Genomic DNA, 18,164 nt, shown 5'->3' on the forward strand with positions numbered 1-18,164 from the left:
AAATATTCATCCAAGGCATGCTTTTTCGCCGTCAGAAGTCGTATCGGCCGGTCACGCCCAACGTTCGTGGCGTGCCGAGCAGGCCTTCATAACCGCCGTTCGCGGCCGCCCATAGCGTCGTGTAGTAGGTTTTGTCGAAGGCGTTTTTCAGCCACAACGAAACGTCCCACTGCCCCTGGTTGAAGTCGCCGCGCAGGCCGGTGGACAGGTTGACCAGCGCATAACTCGGGATCTGGCCGAAGTCGGAATCTTCCACCGTGCCCACCGCTTTGGAGCGGAACGCGTAGCTGGCGGTGACGTACTCTTCGAAGCCGTTGCTCAGGTTCCACTTGTATTCGCCGTTGGCGTTGCCGATCCATTTCGAAGCACCCACCACTTGGTGTCCGGTGAGGTCGCAGGACGCTGGAGCGCCCGGCGCCAGGCTGACTTCCGGCGGGCACGGCGCATCCTTGTACGAGAGGTAGCTGACGTCGTTGTACGAGCCGTTGATGTTCAGCGTCAGGCCGCGCAACGGGATCAGGGTGCTTTCCAGTTCCACGCCACGGGAGCGCACCGAGCCGGCGTTGGTCAGGAACTGCACACGATTGACCTCGTCGAAGGCGTTGGTCTGATAGCCGTTGACCTGGGTCCAGAACACGTTGGCATTCAGTAGCAGGCGACGGTCCCACAGGGTGCTCTTGAAACCGAGTTCGGCGTTGTTGGCGCGCTCGGTACCGATCAGCAGCGAATCGGGGCCAGCCACAAGCGCCGTACCGACAGCCAGATTGACCCCACCGGATTTTTCGCCATGGGACAACGTGGCATAGGTGAGCAGGTCGTCGGTGAGGCGGTAGCTGAGGTTCAACAGGCCCGAGGGACTGGCGCTGTACTGGTTCAGATCGCCGGAATCGAAGGCCCCTGCGCGAGCGCGTCGTGCCGCGGCCGCCGCACCGGTAACCGCGACACCACCGGCCGGTGCATCACGGGTCACCCGGGCGTTTTTCTCCTCATAGGTGCCGCGCAGGCCGGCGGTGAAATCCAGGCGCTCGGTCAGGTGCCAGGTGCCTTGGGCGAAAAGGGCGAAGCTGTTGGTTTCGATATGACCATTGCCGATGCTGTCGACGTTGTTCAGTGCACCATTCGGGGTGCCATTCCAGATGTCCGCTTGCGGGCCGTTGAAGGTGAAGGATTTGTTGTCCAGGTCGGAACCGAAGTAATAGGCGCCGAGCACGTAATCGAAGAATCCGCCGGTGGGCGACGCCAGGCGAAATTCCTGGGAATACTGCTTGTCCTCAACCGAAACGCCGGCGTTGAAGAAGGCGGACACGTTCAGGCCGTCATCATTGCGCGGGGTGAAGTTCCACCAGCGATAGGAGCTGATGGACGTCAGGGTGAAGTCACTCGGCAGCGCCCAGTTCGCCTCGACCGAGGTGCCGCCCTGGTGCACGGTGACGTGCTGGTCGTTGTTCAGGTTGACCTTGCGGTGCGTACCGTCAACCAGTGTCGCGCCCGCCGCATTGGCCCGGCGCTGGTAAAGGTTGATGCCATTGATGGTCGGCCCGGTGTTGAACAACACACGGGTGCCGGCGCTGGAGTCTTCTTCGTTGTAGTCGCCGATCCAGCGCAGGTTGAACGCTTCGTTCGGCTTGAAAAGCAACTGGGCGCGAAAGCCGTCGCGCGAGCCACCGTTGAGGTCATGGCCGTCGAATTCGTTCTTGATGTCGCCGTCGCTGCGGGTGCGATACGCAGAAAAACGTCCGGCCAGCTCGTCGTTCAGCGGCCCGGAAATCGTGCCCTTGGTCTGGAAATAACCATCCTCGCCCACCGACGATTCGATGCTGCGCTCCGGGGTAAAGGTCGGCGCACGGGTGCTGATGTTGATCACGCCGGCGGTGGTGTTCTTGCCGAACAAGGTGCCTTGCGGACCGCGCAGCACTTCGAGCTGCTCGATGTCCATCAGGTCGAACACCGCCATGCCCGGCCGGCCGAGGTAAACGTTGTCGAGGTACAACCCGACGCTGCCTTCCAGGCCATCGCTGGCCGGGTTGTTGCCCAGGCCACGGATCGACACGCTGGACTGGCGCGCATGCATGTAGGCGACGTTGACGCTGGGCACCAGTTGCTGCAAATCCTGGATGCGATAGACCCGCTGGACTTCCAGCGTCTGGCCGCTGACCACGCTCATGGGCGTCGGCACATCCTGCGAACTTTCTTCGCGGCGGCGCGTAGTGACCGTCACGGTTTCCAGTTGCGTATTGTCAGCCGTGGCGGTTTTTGCGGAGGGGGTTTCAGGGGTGGTGCTGTCGGCCGCATAGCCTTGGGTCCAACCGGCGCTGCCTGCCAGCAGCAGGGCCAAAGGCAGGCGTTTGAGCCGTTGGTGTGACGAGGTTTGAGCGAAGTGCAACGGACTCATAAGGCGGGGTTCCCGATCAAAAGAAATTCTTTATTGCTTGAAAGGCCGCCTTCGCGAGCAAGCCCGCTCCCACACTGACCGTGTGAACACTGGAGATCCCCTGTGGGAGCGGGCTTGCTCGCGAAGGCGTCGGCTCAGACGCCGCCGATATCCGGCCCTTTCACCGTCTGACTGACCTGCCCATTCACACCCACCGGCACTTCACCCTTGAGCGTCACCCGGCGCACGATCCGGTCCTGAGTCCCGTAGTCATCCACCGCGTAATGCTGTGTGGAGCGGTTATCCCAGATCGCCACATCGCCCGCCTTCCAGCGCCAGCGCACAATGTTTTCCTGGCGGATCACGTGGCTTTGCAGCAAGCCGAACAGGTGCGCCGAATCAGCCTGGGAATAGCCCTTGATGCGTTTGACGAAATGCCCCAGCAACAGGCTCTTCTCGCCGCTGACCGGGTGCACGCGAACCACCGGGTGCTCGGTCTCGTAGACGGTCGAGGTGAAGATCTTGCGATAACGCTCCAGCTTCTCGGCCGAGACGTCCGGCCGGGTACCGGCGTAGTCGTATTCGTTGCTGTGCACGGCGACCAGTTTGTCGGCCAGCTCACGCAGCTCCGCCGACAACCCGTCGTAGGCGGTGGCGGTGTTGGCCCACAGGGTGTCGCCGCCGAAAGCCGGGGCCACCACCGAACGCAGGATCGAGGCTTTGGGGTAGGCCTCGACGAAGGTCACGTCGGTGTGCCAGGAGCTGGCTCGCTGGCCTTCGGCACCGTCCAGTTCCAGCAGAAAACGCGTGCCTTCGCGCACCGGTACGGTCGGGTGCGCCACCGGTTCGCCGAGCAGGTGGGCGAACGCTTCCTGGCGCTGATCGTCGAGTTGGGTCTGCTCGCGGAAGAAGATCACTTTGTATTGCAGCAGCGCCTGTTGAATGGCTTCAACAGTGGCGGCATCCAGCTCGCCCGAAAGCTGTACACCACGGATTTCGGCACCGATGCGACCGGCCACCGGGTGGATCTCAAGCGCGTGAACAGTGGGTTGTACTGCGAAAGCGGCATTGCTCATGGGTAGACCCTCATCAGACTGCTTGCGGTTGAACCGGCCGCGAAACACTGCTCTATCTATATTCAATTTAGATCTAATAGATATCTACATGCTTCGTTGACGGAATAAGAGGTTGCATTTAAAACCTCAGTCAACCCTCGTCGCAAATGCCTTCGAGCTATTTTTAGGATGCCGGAAAAGCATATGGATCTTCGCCAGTTGCGTTACTTCATCGCCCTCGACGAACACCGCAGTTTCGTGCGCGCAGCCGAGGCCATGGGCATTACCCAGCCGGCCTTCAGCCGCAGCATTCAGGGGCTGGAGCAGGAGTTCGGCTGCGTCCTGGTGGACCGTGGCAACAAGGACTTGCGCCCCACTCCCGAAGGCTTGGTGGTGCTGCAACACGCCCGCAGCCTGGTGCAGGGTGCGGCGTTGCTCAGTGCCGAAGTGACGCAGATGACCAAGCTCGATGCCGGTGAGCTGCGCTTTGGATGCGGCCCGGCGCCGGCGGTGAAACTGGTACCGGATGCGGTGGCGCAATTCATCAATGCACACCCGAAAGTGCGCACCTGTTTCGAGGTGGATAACTGGGAAAAACTCAGCCGTGCCCTGAGCCGTGAAGAGATCGAATTCTTCATCGCCGACATCCGCCATTTCGAGTCCGATCCGAACTTCCAGACCCAGCCATTGACGCCCAAGCGCGGCGTGTTTTTCTGCCGCCCCGGGCATCCGCTGCTGGCCAAGGAGAGCCTGTCAACCAACGACATGTTCGATTACCCGCTGGCGACCACGAAGATCCCGCCAGGCATTCGCAAACTGCTGGCAAACCTCAGTGGCCGGGTGGATTTTTCGCCCACCATCGAGACCGAACATTTCCCGGCGCTGGTGAAAGTGGTGCTGCAATCCAACGCCATCGGCGTGGGAACGCAAGAGGCGTTTATCGAGGACGTTGCCCAGGGGTCGCTGGCGCTGTTGCACTGGCGCAACCTGCCGCAGAACATCGAGAGCATGAATGCGCGGTGCGGGATTGTCAGCCGCACGGGGTTCCGGTTGTCACCGGTGGCGCGGGCGATGATCGAGACATTGGTGGCGGTGGACAGGCAGCAGATCAGCGTTGCGGTTTAGGGCCCCTTCGCGAGCAAGCCCGCTCCCACATTGGATTTGTGTACGACGCAAATCCAATGTGGGAGCGGCGGTGCGGCGATCCGACTTGCTCGCGAAAGCGTCCGCATTGACGACAAAAATTCAAAGTTTCGCAGCCGCCAACTGCGGCGCCACCCAGTCACTGACCTTGAACGACTTGCGAATCAGCTTCTGCTGCGAAGCCAGATCCACCGCATCCTGCAACTTGCCAAGGAACACCGGGTCAAGCGTGGAGGGAAATACCTCGCTCAGTTTCTGATCCTTCAGATCCTGCGTGAGGATCACCGCCGGATAACTCGCCAGCCCCGACACCAGCTGGATGTAGGCGTCCTTGTTGCCTTCCTGGGTCAGCCACGTCACCGCTTGCTGTTGGGCCTTGAGCAGTGTGGCGACCGCCTCCGGGTGCTCGTCGACAAACTTCCCGGTGCCCACCAACACCGCCTGCACACTGCCAGCACCCTCCAGATCCTTGGTATTGAGTGGCAATTCGGCCAGCCCCTTGGCCTGCAAAGCCGTGAGCCCGGAACCGCCCCACGAGGCATCGATCTGCTTCGCCGCCAGCGCCGCGACCGCGGCGTTGAAGTCGAGGTTGATGACTTTCACGTCCTTCTCGCTCAACCCCTGGCTGGCCAGCGCCGCATCGAAGGACAACTGGCTGGCGGTGCCACGGAAGATTGCCACGCGCTTGCCCTTGAGGTCTTGCAGGGTCTTGATCCCCGAACCCGGCACCACGCCGAGGTAATGCTTGACCCCGCGCGCCGAGGCGCTGAGCAACCGCGTATCCAGGCCGTTGGACTTGCCGATGATGGCTGCCAGGTCGCCGAGGTAGGCCAGGTCCACCTGACCGTTGGCGAACGCCTCGTTGATCACCGGGCCGGCGCCCTTGAAGAAGCTCCACTGAATCTTGATGCCCTGTTCGGCAAAGGCCTTTTCGAAGATCTGTTGATCGCGCAGTACGTCCACAACACCGCCACCTGAGTGCTGGGTACCGGCACTCAGGTCCGGCACGGCGATGCGGATTTCCTTGAGCTCACTGGCGTTGGCCGTGAAGGCCAGCAGACCCGCCAGGGCCGGTGCGGCGAACAGACTGATGACACGCTTGAAGGGAAGGTTCATGGGTGCGGCTCCTTGGGCAACGGGCGTTGAGGAGCCGAAAGTAGGCTGAAGTGGAACCAACACTTAAATACTATAAATTCACATTTTTAGACCATTTAGATCTATATCAACGCCTGCGGACCTCTCCGCGGCGTATGCCTTGGCAGCATCAAAAATATTCTTCGAATGCATTGGATGCAGTGGCTTATGGAGGCCTTAAATGGTCTCGCTTATCTCTCAATAGCATTGATTTTAATTTTTATAGATCAATTTTGCATACGCCTAGAAACCTGTGGGAGCGGGCTTGCTCGCGAAAAGGGAGTGTCAGTCGCTTCATGGCTGCCTGATACACCGCTTTCGCGAGCAAGCCCGCTCCCACAAAAGGCAGGCCTGTATTGCAACCCGACAACGGAGGTCACCCATGGCCCGTGTTTCTCTGCTCAGCCTGCCATTGCCCGCGCCGTCGCTTGAAAGCAAGCAGCGCTGGCCGAGCCTGAACCATCGGCTGTTGCCATGGTTGTTGCCAACTCTCCTGTTCAGCCTCTGGTGGCTCGCCAGCCGCAATCACTGGATGAGCGAGCAAATCCTGCCGGCTCCGTCTCTGGTCTGGAGCAGCGCCGTTGAATTGTCCCGGGGCGAGTTGTGGAGCCACTTGTGGATCAGCCTGCAACGCTTGTTCCGGGGCTTGCTGGCAGGAATCAGCACAGGCGCTGTCTTGGGTGCGGCACTGGGTTTCAGTCGTCGGCTGGAGCGCCTTGTGTTTCCAACCTTCGCCGGGTTGGCGCAAGTCCCGACCCTGGCCTGGATTCCTTTGTTCATGGTGTTTTTCGGCATCGGTGAAGTGCTGAAGCTGGTGGTGTTGATCAAGGCCATCGTGGTGCCGGTGACCCTGCATACGTTGGTCGGCGTGCGCGATGCGCAACCAAGGCTGCGCGAAGCCGCCGCCGTGTTGCGCCTGCCCAGGCACCTGTTGATCCGACGCCTGGTGCTGCCTGCCGCACTGCCGGCATTCATGGCCGGTGTGCGCCTCGCACTGGCCGCCGGCTGGACTTCGCTGCTCGCTGTCGAACTGCTCGCGTCCAGCGAAGGCATCGGTTACCTGATGGTCTGGGCACGACAGTTGTTCATGCTCGACATCGTATTCGTGTGCATTGTGGTGATCGGCTTGATCGGTGTGGCGATGGATCGCGGCATCGGTCTGCTGGACAGGAAACTGGTGCACTGGCCGCACCCCGCCACCGCCGAAATCCGTCGCGGAACGCGTTATCAAGGCTGGCAACGCCTGCAACCGTGGCTGCTGCCACTGGCGCTTCTGGCGTTGTGGCAACTGGCCTCGGATCAGCAGTGGATCGACGCGAACATTCTGGTCAGTCCGCTGGCGGTCTTGCAGACCACTTGGAGTGGTTTGCTCGACGGCACACTGCTTGGCGGCATGGCCCTGAGCCTGGGCCGAACCCTTGGCGGGTTGCTGCTCGGTGGCGGGTCGGGGTTTGCATTGGGGCTGCTGCTGGGGTTGTCGCGTACCAGTGAACGGGTGCTCGGCCCAACCCTCGCCGCCATTCGCCAGATCGCCATTTTCGCCTGGGTGCCGTTGCTCACCGCGTGGTTCGGCCTGGGCGAATTGGCCAAGTGGGTGTTCGTTGCCCTCGCCGCATTTTTCCCGCTGTTTATCGCCACCCAACGCAGCGTTGCCCACCTGTCACCGCAATTGAACGAGGCCGCGCAGGTGTTGCGCCTGAATCTGCGTCAGCGCCTCGGTCGACTGGTGTTGCCGGGCGCCGCGCCGGGAATTTTCGCCGGGCTAAGGCTGAGCCTGATCTACGCCTGGCTCGGCACCATCGGCGCCGAATATTTCATGCCGTCCAACGGCGGCATCGGCAGCCAGATGATCGGCGCCCAGCAACTGCTGCGCATGGACCTGATCATGGCCGGCATGCTGCTGGTGGGCCTCACGGGTGCCCTGCTCAATCTCATTGGCCAACGCCTGGAAATCCGCGCCACTCGCTGGAGACACGCATGAACGCACCGATTGTCAGCTTCAATCACGTGGGCAAAACCTTCGACGTCGATGGCTTCGAACTGGAGGCCATTCGCGAATTCAACCTGGACATCGCCGAGGGCGAGTTCGTCGCCATCGTCGGCTCCAGCGGTTGCGGCAAATCCACGTTGCTGCGGCTGCTGGTGGGCCTCGATACGCAATTTCACGGGCAGATCAGCGTGGACGGAAAAGCTGTCACGGGCATCGGCGGCGAGCGCGGCATCGTCTTCCAGGAACACCGCTTGTTCCCGTGGCTGAGCGTGGCCGACAACATCGGCCTGGGCCTGGTCAACGAACCATTGAGCGCTGCGCAAAAGCAAAAGCGCATCCATGACTTCATCGAACTGGTGGGCCTCGGCGACTTCGCCCGCGCCTATCCGCACCAGCTCTCCGGCGGCATGGCGCAACGCGTGGCCATTGCTCGCGGCCTGGTAGCCAGCCCACGGATTCTGCTGCTGGACGAGCCCTTCGGCGCCCTCGATGCGCTGACCCGCCAGCAGATGCAGGACGAACTGCTGGCGATCCGCGCGCGGGCAAAAATCACCACCGTGCTGGTCACCCACGATGTCGAGGAAGCGATCTTCCTCGCCGACCGCGTGGTGGTGATGGAGCCTCGTCCGGGCCGGATCAAGCAAGTGGTCGACATTGCCCTGCCCCATCCGCGCCAGCGCAGCAGCTTCGACTTCCACCAATTGCGCGAAGAACTGCTTCACGAGCTCACCAGCGACGATCACTACCAGCCCCCGGTGCCGGTGCAGGTCCGCGATCTGCCGCTGTCCTTCATTGCCTACTGAGAAAGGAAATTCTTGATGCCGCAACGCCCCAACTTTCTAGTGATCCTGGCCGATGACCTCGGCTTCTCCGACCTCGGCGCCTTCGGCGGCGAAATCAGCACGCCGAACCTCGACGCGCTGGCCAACAATGGCCTGCGCCTGACCGACTTTCACACCGCACCGACCTGCTCGCCGACCCGTTCGATGCTGCTGACCGGCACCGACCACCACATCGCCGGCATCGGTACCATGGCCGAAGCCCTGACCCCGGACCTGATCGGTAAACCGGGTTACGAAGGGCACCTTAACGACCGCGTGGTCGCCCTGCCCGAGCTGCTGCGCGAGGCGGGCTACCAGACGTTGATGAGCGGCAAATGGCACCTGGGCCTGACCGCAGAACTGGCGCCCCACGCCCGGGGTTTCGAGCGTTCGTTTTCGCTGTTGCCCGGCGCGGCCAACCATTACGGCTTCGAGCCGACCTACGATGAAACGACGCCACGGCTGCTGAAATCGACGCCGGCGCTGTACATCGAAGACGACCAATTCATCGATGAACTGCCGAAGGATTTTTATTCTTCCGATGCCTTTGGCGACAAGCTGCTGCAATACCTCAAGGAGCGCGACCAAACCCGACCGTTCTTCGCCTACCTGCCATTTTCCGCACCCCACTGGCCGTTGCAGGCGCCGGCCGACGTGGTGGAAAAATACCGCGGACGCTATGACGCCGGCCCTGAAGTGCTGCGACTCGAGCGCCTGGAAAAGCTCAAAAAACTGGGGCTGATCGAGGCCGATGTCGAACCCCATCCGCTGATCCAGCTGAGTGCACAGTGGGATGCCCTGAGCGACGAACAACGGCAGATCTCCGCTCGTGCCATGGAGGTTTATGCGGCAATGGTCGAGCGCATGGACTGGAACATCGGCCGCGTCGTCGACTACCTGCGCCAGCAAGGGCAACTGGACAACACCTTCATCCTGTTCATGTCCGATAACGGCGCCGAAGGGGCATTGCTGGAGGCGTTCCCGAAATTCGGCCCGCAGTTGCTGACCTATCTCAACCAGCATTACGACAACAGCCTGGACAACATTGGCCGCGCCAATTCCTATGTCTGGTACGGGCCGAATTGGGCGCAAGTAGCGACCGCGCCGTCTCGCTTGTTCAAGGCCTTCACCACCGAAGGCGGAATCCGCGTACCGGCGCTGGTGCATTACCCGCAGCTGCCGCTCAAGGGACAGATCAGCCACGGTTTCGGCACCGTGATGGACATCACGCCGACCATTCTCGACCTGGCCGGCGTGCGCCATCCGGGCAAGCAATGGCACGGCAAACCCGTGGCGGAAGTTCGCGGGAAGTCGTGGCTTGGGTTCCTGTCGGGCGAGACCGCGCAGGTGCATGACGAACACACCGTTACCGGGTGGGAACTGTTCGGTCGGCGGGCGATTCGACAGGGGCAATGGAAGGCGGTGTACATCCCGGGGCCGGTGGGGCCGGCGACCTGGCAGCTGTATGACCTGGGCAACGATCCGGGGGAGATTCATGACCTGGCGTCGAGCCAACCGCAGAGGCTCAGTGCCTTGATCGAACATTGGCAGCGCTATGTGGATGAGACCGGGGTGATCTTGAGTGAGTCGCCGTTTCAGCCGGATTGATATTGCCTGATCCGGCCCCTTCGCGAGCAAGCCCGCTCCCACAATGGCCGGTGTGATGCGAGGATCTCATTCACACCGATAAACCCTGTGGGAGCGGGCTTGCCCGCGAAGAGGCCCTTTCAAACGACTACTAAGCCTGAGCTGTACGCACCTTGTCCCCGACCACTTCTTCCTTGCGCTCAAACCGGTTGGCCCGCGCAAACGTGCCGAAATCATTGAACCGCACGCCCATCTCGCGCATCACCTTGTGCCCCACCGGCACGGTGAGCTGGCGGATGTAGAACGGTTCCTTCACCACAAAGTGATGGATCCCGTGGCTGCTGCCAAAGTTGAAGCAGAACGCCTGCAACGGCCACAGCCACCGTGCGTTCAGCACCTGGCACTGCTGCATCACGTTCCCCGGCTCGATGTCACCGTAGTAATGCATGTTCGAGCTGATGAAATGCAGGCAGAACGTGCGCAACACGTTCGGGCCGATGATCACGACTGCCGCGATGTCTATCACCTGCATCACCGACAACGTCGTCGCCGACCACTCGATCGGTGCGCCCATCAGTTGCGCCACGCCATTCGCTGCGTGGAAACCGAGAAACACATACCACGCGCCCCAATGCATCAACGCCAGCGGCGCGTAGACCTTCAGCGTGCGCTGAATGATGCTGAACTTCATGGCCCAGCTCTTGGCCCGCAGCATGCGGATGAATGACGACATGATGTTGTCGCCAATCATCAGGAACCGTGCGAAACCCCATGGCTCGCCGTTGGTGATGGCGCGTTCCTCCATGTCGGCTTCGGAGCCGGAGACCTTGTGGTGGTTGAGGTGCAGGTGGCGGCGAATCCACGGGTTGATGGTGCTTGGCCTTGCCAGCCACACCAGGCCCATCATCAGATTGTGCGGCACCTTCTGCTTGCGGAAGTACATGCTGTGGATCAGGTCGTGCTCCAGCTCGTGGGTCAACGAGGCGAAAAACCCATTGAGCAGCAGGCACGCCCACCAGGCCATGTGCCCGGTCAGGTAGAGCGCGGCCGAACCGATCATACCGGCCAGGGCGAAGGCCAGAATGCCTGCGCCGAGGGCGTCCTGATGCTTGAGAATCGGGTATTGCTCGCGCAATTCGACGCCTCTGGCCAGCACCACTTCACGGATATGGGCTGATCGTTGGGCTGCATTCAGTCGTTGGGGGCTTGCAGAAGTACGGTCCATGCTTCCATCCTCTGGTTATTGATGGTTGCATCCTGCCTTGCGTACCCTAGCAACGCGGTAGCCGAGAACGCCAACCTGTTGACCGGAAGCGCCAATCAGCATGACCGAACCGACCTCACTCGCCAGCTGGACCCGCGCCCTGCGCAAGCAACTCGATGCCCTGGGCATCGACAGCACCGCGCTGTGCCATCAAGCGGGGCTCGATCCACAGTTGATGGACGACCCGAACGCCCGATACCCGCTGTCAGGCACCACACAGCTGTGGGCGTTGGCGGTACAGGTCAGCGGCGACCCGGCGATTGGCCTGCGGGTTTCGCGCTTCGTCAGCCCGACCACCTTCCATGCGCTGGGTTATGCGCTGGTGGCCAGCGGCAGTTTACGGGAGGTGTTCGAGCGCATCGTGCGTTATCACCAAGTGGTCAGCGACGCCCTGGAACTGGAGCTGACCCGCGCTGAGGATCGCTACCGTTTCCGTCTGAAAATCCCTTCCGGCAACCCGGCCCCGGCATTCGAAGCCATCGATGCGTTCATGGCGATTTACGTGCGCACCTGCCGCAATCGCCTGGGCCGCGAATACGCGCCACTGGCGACCTACCTGCGCCGTCCGGAACCGACAGACGCACACCAATGGCATAAAGTCTTTCGCTCGCCCGTGCACTTCGGCGCCGAAGAGGATCGACTGGAATTCTCCCTCATCGACTTCGACAGCCACCTGGATGATGCCAACCCGGAACTGGCCGAACACAATGAAACCGTGCTCAAGCGAACCCTGGCGCAACTCAAGCCGCTGACGTGGGAGCGCAAGGTCCGCGACGCCATTGAAGAACAACTGCCCGAAGGCGAACCCAGCGCCGAGCACATCGCCAAGGCCCTGCACCTGAGCCTGCGCAGCCTGCAACGACACCTGGCGGATGAAGGCTGCCGGTTCGATACGCTGCTCAACGAAAGCCGCGAAAACCTCGCGCTGCTGCACCTGCGTGACCCGCAGGTGTCGCTGAGCGAAATCAGTTATCTGCTCGGGTTTGCCGACACCAGCAGCTTCAGTCGCGCGTTCAAGCGCTGGACGGGGATGACACCGGGGCAGTTTCGGGATGGGTTGCGGTGACAGATCCTGGAGGTGGATTGCCTTATCCGGCCTCTTCGCGAGCAAGCCCGCTCCCACATTGGGCCTGCGTGAACTGTTAAATCGTGGCCAGTGTCCGTAACCGGGCAGCGTCGAGGATTTCAATTTCGCCGTAACTCAGCCCAATGATCCCCTGTCCCTGCAGTTCCTTGAGAATCTGGTTGGTGGTCTGGCGCGACAGCGACAACATTGAAGCAAGTTGCTCCTGGGGCAGTTGCAGAACGCGGCGCGCAGGGATGGTCTCGCCATAGCCTTCGGCGATCATCAACAAACGGTGCGCCAGCCGTGCCGGGGCCGGCAACAGGCTCAATTGTTCGAGGTTGATGAAGGTCATGCGTAATTTCTGGCTCATCAGCAACGCCAGTTGCCGCCAGTGCTGCGGATGCTCGTCGAGCAGTGCCAGCAAGGTGTTCTGGGGAATGTGCAGCAGCGTGCACTGGCCCACGCCGTACGCATCGTGGGTGCGTGGCTGGCCATCGAACAGGCAGATTTCACCGAACCAGTGTGGCGGTTCCACCAGGCTCAGCAACGCTTCCTTGCCCTGCTCGCTCACGGCACCGACGCGCACCGCGCCTTCAAGTACCGCGTACAGGCCGCAGGGCGGATCGCCGCGCTTGAACAGCCGCTGGCCCGCAGACAAGCGCCGCACCCTGGCCACCGACAGCAGACTATCCTGTAGGGAAACAGGCAAATGGCTGAACCACTGACCGCTCATCAGGCGTGGACGCCAAACCTGCATATCCATGAAAACTCCTAGAGATTGTCGCCTGGCTGACAGAGCGAGAAGTGGCCCCGGGGCATGATCAGTCACCCCACAGGAGAACAACAATGAAAAGCCTCGTCGACCACCTCAGTCAATACGCCGCCTACCACCGTGACCCACGCAACATCGCATCGCACTTTATCGGCATTCCGCTGATCGTGGTCGCCGTCGCGGTGTTGCTGTCTCGGCCGCAATGGTCGCTGGGCGGCGTATGGCTGTCACCGGCGGTGCTCGTCTCGCTGGCATCGGCGTGGTTTTACCTGCGTCTGGAGTTGCGCCTGGGCGTGTTGATGACCGTGTTGCTCGGGCTGAGCGTCTGGGCCGGTCATGCGCTGGCACAGCAAAGCACGCTGGTGTGGCTGGGCAGCGGCGTGGCGATGTTCGTGATCGGTTGGGCGATCCAGTTTGTCGGCCATCACTACGAAGGGCGCAAACCGGCATTTGTCGATGACGTGACCGGGTTGATTGTCGGGCCGCTGTTCGTGGTGGCGGAGTTGGCATTCATGCTGGGAATGCGGCATGAGCTGAAAGAGCAGATCGAGGCGCGGGCGGGTGGGGTGCGGGTCAATCCGAAGCGTGCTGCAGTCTAGATCGCCATCGCGAGCAAGCCCGCTCCCACAGGTTTTGTGAACGACACAGATCCCTGTGGGAGCGGGCTTGCTCGCGAAGCTTTTGCTTTAGATGTTGGCGAGTTTCTGCCAGACCTTCGGCTTGAAGAACAACGTCTCGCCCTTCGCCAACCCGATCAGGCTGTCGTGATCCTTGACCACTTCGGCCTCGATCAGATCGCTCTGCCCTTCAACCTTCAGCGTCACCCGCGTCGTCGCGCCCAGCGGACGGATATCCCGCACCTCGGCCGCGTGGTGATCTTCCAGCTCATGGCGCGACAGCGACACCTCGTGCGGGCGGAACAGCACGTGCTTGTCTTCGCCCAGGTGCAGTCGGTTCGAATCACCGAGGAAGTGATAGACGAAATCGCTGGCCGGGTTTTCGTAGACGTCGCCCGGTGAACCGATCTGCTCGATCACACCCTTGTTCATCACCACGATACGGTCGGCGACTTCCATCGCTTCTTCCTGGTCGTGGGTCACGAACACCGAGGTCAGGTTGATGTCTTCGTGCAGCCGCGCCAGCCAGCGGCGCAGTTCCTTGCGAACCTTGGCGTCGAGGGCGCCGAAAGGTTCGTCGAGCAGCAGCACTTTCGGCTCCACCGCCAGGGCGCGGGCCAGTGCAATGCGCTGACGCTGACCGCCGGAGAGTTGTTCCGGGTAGCGATCCGACAGCCAGTCCAGCTGCACCATGTTCAGCAGTTCGTGGACTTTGCTTGCAATCTGGCTTTCGCTCGGGCGCTGGTTTTTCGGTTTCATGCGCAGGCCGAACGCGACGTTGTCGAACACCGTCATGTGGCGGAACAAGGCGTAGTGCTGGAACACGAATCCGACGTTGCGATCCCGCACGTCATGGCCGGAAACGTCTTCACCGTGGAACACGATGTTGCCCTGGTCCGGGGTTTCCAGGCCGGCGATGATCCGCAGCAGCGTGGTCTTGCCGCAGCCCGACGGACCGAGCAACGCGACGAGCTCGCCGCTCTGGATGTCCAGGCTGATGTTGTCCAGCGCCTTGAACGCGTGGAAGTTCTTGCTGACGTTACGCACTTCGATCGACATGAAATCATTCCTCCGCGGCGCTGGCGCGCAGGCGGTTAATACGGTTTTCGCTCCACTGCTTGGCCAGCAGGATGAAGAGCGCCAGGATCAGCAACAGGCTCGCCACAGCGAACGCGGCCACGTGGTTGTATTCGTTGTAGAGGATCTCGACGTGCAGCGGCAGGGTGTTGGTCACCCCGCGAATGTGCCCGGAAACCACCGACACCGCACCGAACTCGCCCATGGCCCGCGCGGTACACAACACCACGCCGTAGATCAGGCCCCATTTGATGTTGGGCACGGTGACGTGCCAGAACATCTGCCAGCCGTTGGCGCCGAGCAGGCGTGCAGCCTCCTCTTCCTGAGTACCTTGTTCCTGCATCAGCGGGATCAGTTCACGGGCCACGAACGGCACGGTAACGAAAATCGTCGCCAACACGATGCCCGGCAAGGCGAAGACGATCTGGATATCGTGATCCTGCAACCACGGGCCGAACAGCCCCTGGGCGCCGAACATCAGCACGTAGACCAGACCCGCAATCACCGGGGATACCGAGAACGGCAGGTCGATCAGCGTCACCAGCATGCTCTTGCCGCGGAACGAGTACTTGCTCACGCACCAGGCGGCGCTGACGCCGAACACCAGGTTCAGCGGCACCGAAATCAGCACGGCGATGACCGTGAGTTTCAGGGCCGACAGCGCGTCCGGCTCAAAGATCGCGGTGAAGAACGCCCCGAGGCCGAGCTTCAGGCCCTGGGACACCACGATGAACAGTGGCAGCAGCAGGAACAGCGCAAAAATCAGCCAGCCAAGGCCGATCAGGATTCGCCGCGAGGTCGCACTGCCACGGCGGGCAGCGTTCGAGGAAGCGGCAGCAATAGACGATTGGGACATGGGTGCGCCTCCTTATGGGGTTTCGATGCGCCGCTGCAACAAGTTGATCAGCAGCAACAGGACGAAGGAAACCACCAGCATCAGTACACCAATGGACGTAGCGCCGGTGTAATCGTATTGGTCGAGTTTGACCATGATCAGCAGCGGCAAGATCTCGGTTTTCATCGGCATGTTGCCGGCGATGAAAATCACCGAACCATACTCGCCGACCCCGCGGGCAAAGGCCAACGCGAAGCCGGTCAGCCAGGCGGGCAGCAGCGCGGGCAGCAGGATATGGCGGAAAACCTGCAAGGGTTTCGCACCCAGGCACGCTGCCGCTTCTTCCACTTCACGGGGAATATCGGCCAATACTGGCTGTACGGTACGTACTACGAATGGAAGTGTCACAAAAGTGAGGGCAAGGGTGATGCCCAAGGGGGTGTAGGCGATCTTGAAACCCAGATCCGTTGCAAACTGACCAACCAGGCCGGTAGGGGTGTACAACGCTGTCAGCGCAATACCGGCCACCGCCGTGGGCAATGCGAACGGCAGGTCGATCATGGCGTCGATGACTTTGCGTCCAGGGAAGGTATAGCGCACTAATACCCAGGCCAGCAGCGTGCCGATGATGCCGTTGATGATCGCGGCACACAGGGCGGTGCCGAAACTGAGCTTCAACGCGGCCAGCACCCGTGGCGCCGAAATGATTGCCCAGAACTGATCCCAGGTGAGTTGAGCGGCATGCACGAACATCGCCGCCAGTGGTATGAGCACAATCAGGCTGAGGTACACCAAGGTGTAGCCCAGCGTCAGCCCGAAGCCGGGTATGACGGGGGAGATACGACGCGACATAAAAGTCCTTGGTTGAAAAGCGATCCGCTAAACGCATCAATGTGGGAGCGGGCTTGCTCGCGAAGAGGCCGTATCAGTCAACATTTACGTCGCCTGACACACCGCCTTCGCGAGCAAGCCCCCTCCCACACTTACGAGCCCAGGCATCAGGCTCGTTGATGGCTATTTAAGATTACTGCGCCTGGTAGATCTGGTCGAACACGCCGCCGTCATTGAAGAATTTCGGCTGTGCGGCTTTCCAGCCACCGAAGTCCTTGTCGATGCTCACCAGCTCCAGTTTCGGGAACTGTTGGGCGTATTTGGCGGCAATATCCTTGTCCCGTGGACGGTAGAAATTCTTCGCCGCGATTTCCTGGCCGGCCGGGCTGTACAGGTACTTGAGGTAGGCTTCGGCGATCTGCTCGTTGCCCTTTTTCTCGGCGTTCTTGTCGACCACCGCCACCGGTGGCTCGGCGAGGATCGACAGCGAAGGCACGACGATGTCGAACTTGTCGGCGCCACCTTCTTCTTTCAGCGCCAGGAAGGCTTCGTTTTCCCAGGCCAGCAATACGTCGCCCTGACCGTTGTTGACGAAGGTGATGGTCGAACCGCGAGCGCCGGTATCCAGCACTGGCACGTGCTTGAACAGGGTTTGTACATATTCCTTGGCCTTGGCTTCGTCGCCACCGTTGGCTTTCAGGCCATAGGCCCAGGCCGCGAGGAAGTTCCAGCGCGCACCGCCGGAGGTTTTCGGGTTCGGCGTGATCACCGAGACGTCATTCTTGACCAGGTCACCCCAGTCCTTGATGCCTTTAGGGTTGCCCTTGCGCACCAGGAACACGATGGTCGAGGTGTAAGGCGTGCTTGCGTCCGGCAGGCGCTTTTGCCAGTCCGCCGGCAGGCTCTTGCCCAGCTTGGCGATTTCGTCGATGTCGCCGGCCAGGGCCAGGGTTACGACGTCGGCACGCAGGCCGTCGATCACCGCCCGGCCTTGCTTGCCCGAACCGCCGTGGGATTGCTGGATCTTCACGGTGTCGCCGGCATGGTCCTTCTGCCAGAACTTGATGAATTCGGCGTTGTAGTCCTGGTACAGCTCGCGGGTCGGGTCGTACGACACGTTGAGCAGCTCGTAGTCCTTGGCTACCGCGGAACCGGCAAAAAGGGCGCTGGCCAGGGCGGCCAAAGCGAAGTGGCGAATCGACGACATGGTGAAAGCTCCTGGAATTCTTGGTTTGTTGGCTTTTTTATGGGATATCGGAAATCGCGGTGTCTGGTTCGCCTCAGCCCGGCTTGTTGCCCGGCTGCTGCAAACGGAATTTTTCCTTGCGCTCGATCTGCACCACCTGGGCGTTGTGCACGGTGATTTCCACGGCACCAAAGCGCAGGTCGCGCAGGGCACTCTGGATTTCACGCAGGATGGTGGCTTCGTCTTGACCGTCGACGCTACGCAGGGATGCGCTCATATTGCTGCTCCTTCAACTGAGAGGTTGCCTCGCAGTGTCGGCACTGCTTGCGGCTTGAGAGCAATACTAGAGAGGTGTAGATATTCTTAAAAAGACTATTTAAGAATGTTTATATAACCAGAAGACATTATTTGGCGG

Annotated in this window: 16 protein-coding genes; 6 read left to right on the top strand and 10 right to left on the bottom strand. The window is 61.1% G+C overall.

Features of this window, described 5'->3' with window-relative positions; all coding sequences use genetic code 11:
• Positions 1 to 31 precede the first annotated feature (31 nt).
• Both ACEN8Q_RS22220 and ACEN8Q_RS22225 read right to left on the bottom strand, forming a co-directional pair.
• Positions 32 to 2,392 carry a TonB-dependent receptor gene (locus ACEN8Q_RS22220; protein WP_413428379.1) on the bottom strand — a complete coding sequence of 787 codons (2,361 nt, stop codon included), beginning with the start codon at positions 2,390 to 2,392 and terminating at the stop codon, positions 32 to 34.
• Positions 2,393 to 2,526: 134 nt separating this feature from the next.
• Positions 2,527 to 3,447, bottom strand: coding sequence for a TauD/TfdA dioxygenase family protein (locus ACEN8Q_RS22225; RefSeq protein WP_413428380.1), 921 nt, complete (start codon positions 3,445 to 3,447; stop codon positions 2,527 to 2,529).
• A 183-nt stretch (positions 3,448 to 3,630) separates the two neighbouring features.
• Here ACEN8Q_RS22225 and ACEN8Q_RS22230 point away from each other — a divergent pair, with 183 nt between their 5' ends.
• A complete protein-coding gene (locus tag ACEN8Q_RS22230) occupies positions 3,631 to 4,551 on the top strand; it encodes a LysR family transcriptional regulator (RefSeq protein WP_413703744.1) in 921 nt (306 codons plus the stop codon).
• 120 nt (positions 4,552 to 4,671) lie between these two features.
• Here the strand turns inward: ACEN8Q_RS22230 and ACEN8Q_RS22235 are convergent, their stop codons facing one another.
• The gene (locus ACEN8Q_RS22235) at positions 4,672 to 5,685 is read right to left on the bottom strand and encodes an ABC transporter substrate-binding protein (RefSeq protein WP_413428382.1); all 1,014 of its coding nucleotides are present in this window, start codon (positions 5,683 to 5,685) and stop codon (positions 4,672 to 4,674) included.
• A gap of 400 nt (positions 5,686 to 6,085) precedes the next feature.
• On the opposite strand from ACEN8Q_RS22235, the gene ACEN8Q_RS22240 reads away from it, so the two are divergent.
• Genes ACEN8Q_RS22240 through ACEN8Q_RS22250 form a run of 3 tightly spaced genes read left to right on the top strand, consistent with a single transcriptional unit; the run spans position 6,086 to position 10,122 of the window.
• Positions 6,086 to 7,684, top strand: coding sequence for an ABC transporter permease (locus tag ACEN8Q_RS22240; RefSeq protein ID WP_413703745.1), 1,599 nt, complete (start codon positions 6,086 to 6,088; stop codon positions 7,682 to 7,684).
• A complete protein-coding gene (locus tag ACEN8Q_RS22245) occupies positions 7,681 to 8,496 on the top strand; it encodes an ABC transporter ATP-binding protein (protein WP_413703746.1) in 816 nt (271 codons plus the stop codon). Before ACEN8Q_RS22240 ends, ACEN8Q_RS22245 begins: the two co-directional genes overlap by 4 nt.
• 15 nt (positions 8,497 to 8,511) lie before the next feature.
• Positions 8,512 to 10,122, top strand: a complete 1,611-nt coding sequence (locus ACEN8Q_RS22250; RefSeq protein WP_413428385.1) for an arylsulfatase — start codon at positions 8,512 to 8,514, stop codon at positions 10,120 to 10,122.
• Between the two features lie 130 nt (positions 10,123 to 10,252).
• Here ACEN8Q_RS22250 and ACEN8Q_RS22255 read toward each other — a convergent pair whose 3' ends face one another.
• A complete protein-coding gene (locus ACEN8Q_RS22255; RefSeq protein WP_413703747.1) occupies positions 10,253 to 11,326 on the bottom strand; it encodes a fatty acid desaturase in 1,074 nt (357 codons plus the stop codon).
• Between the two features lie 100 nt (positions 11,327 to 11,426).
• Between ACEN8Q_RS22255 and ACEN8Q_RS22260 the strand changes: the two genes are divergently transcribed.
• Positions 11,427 to 12,431 carry an AraC family transcriptional regulator gene (locus tag ACEN8Q_RS22260; protein WP_413428387.1) on the top strand — a complete coding sequence of 335 codons (1,005 nt, stop codon included), beginning with the start codon at positions 11,427 to 11,429 and terminating at the stop codon, positions 12,429 to 12,431.
• 76 nt (positions 12,432 to 12,507) lie between these two features.
• On the opposite strand, the gene ACEN8Q_RS22265 is transcribed toward ACEN8Q_RS22260, so the two are convergent.
• Positions 12,508 to 13,194: a Crp/Fnr family transcriptional regulator gene (locus ACEN8Q_RS22265; RefSeq protein ID WP_413428388.1), complete on the bottom strand. Its 687-nt coding sequence runs from the start codon at positions 13,192 to 13,194 to the stop codon at positions 12,508 to 12,510.
• A gap of 83 nt (positions 13,195 to 13,277) precedes the next feature.
• Between ACEN8Q_RS22265 and ACEN8Q_RS22270 the strand changes: the two genes are divergently transcribed.
• Positions 13,278 to 13,802: a DUF962 domain-containing protein gene (locus tag ACEN8Q_RS22270; RefSeq protein ID WP_413428389.1), complete on the top strand. Its 525-nt coding sequence runs from the start codon at positions 13,278 to 13,280 to the stop codon at positions 13,800 to 13,802.
• 87 nt (positions 13,803 to 13,889) lie between these two features.
• Here ACEN8Q_RS22270 and ACEN8Q_RS22275 read toward each other — a convergent pair whose 3' ends face one another.
• The 5 genes from ACEN8Q_RS22275 to oscA form a co-directional block, all read right to left on the bottom strand.
• Positions 13,890 to 14,879, bottom strand: a complete 990-nt coding sequence (locus ACEN8Q_RS22275; protein ID WP_413428861.1) for a sulfate/molybdate ABC transporter ATP-binding protein — start codon at positions 14,877 to 14,879, stop codon at positions 13,890 to 13,892.
• Between the two features lie 4 nt (positions 14,880 to 14,883).
• Entirely contained in the window at positions 14,884 to 15,753 is an 870-nt protein-coding gene (gene cysW / locus ACEN8Q_RS22280; protein ID WP_008019109.1) for a sulfate ABC transporter permease subunit CysW, read from the bottom strand.
• Positions 15,754 to 15,765: 12 nt separating this feature from the next.
• Positions 15,766 to 16,584 (bottom strand): sulfate ABC transporter permease subunit CysT, encoded by an 819-nt coding sequence (gene cysT, locus ACEN8Q_RS22285; protein ID WP_008019110.1) that lies wholly within the window; start codon positions 16,582 to 16,584, stop codon positions 15,766 to 15,768.
• Positions 16,585 to 16,756: 172 nt separating this feature from the next.
• On the bottom strand, positions 16,757 to 17,770 hold the full coding sequence (locus tag ACEN8Q_RS22290) for a sulfate ABC transporter substrate-binding protein (protein ID WP_413703748.1): 1,014 nt from the start codon (positions 17,768 to 17,770) through the stop codon (positions 16,757 to 16,759).
• A gap of 73 nt (positions 17,771 to 17,843) precedes the next feature.
• Positions 17,844 to 18,026: a sulfur starvation response protein OscA gene (gene oscA / locus ACEN8Q_RS22295; protein ID WP_007975618.1), complete on the bottom strand. Its 183-nt coding sequence runs from the start codon at positions 18,024 to 18,026 to the stop codon at positions 17,844 to 17,846.
• Positions 18,027 to 18,164 lie beyond the last annotated feature (138 nt).

This window comes from Pseudomonas sp. Pseusp16, assembly GCF_047324915.1.
Taxonomy (GTDB): domain Bacteria; phylum Pseudomonadota; class Gammaproteobacteria; order Pseudomonadales; family Pseudomonadaceae; genus Aquipseudomonas; species Aquipseudomonas fluorescens_CD.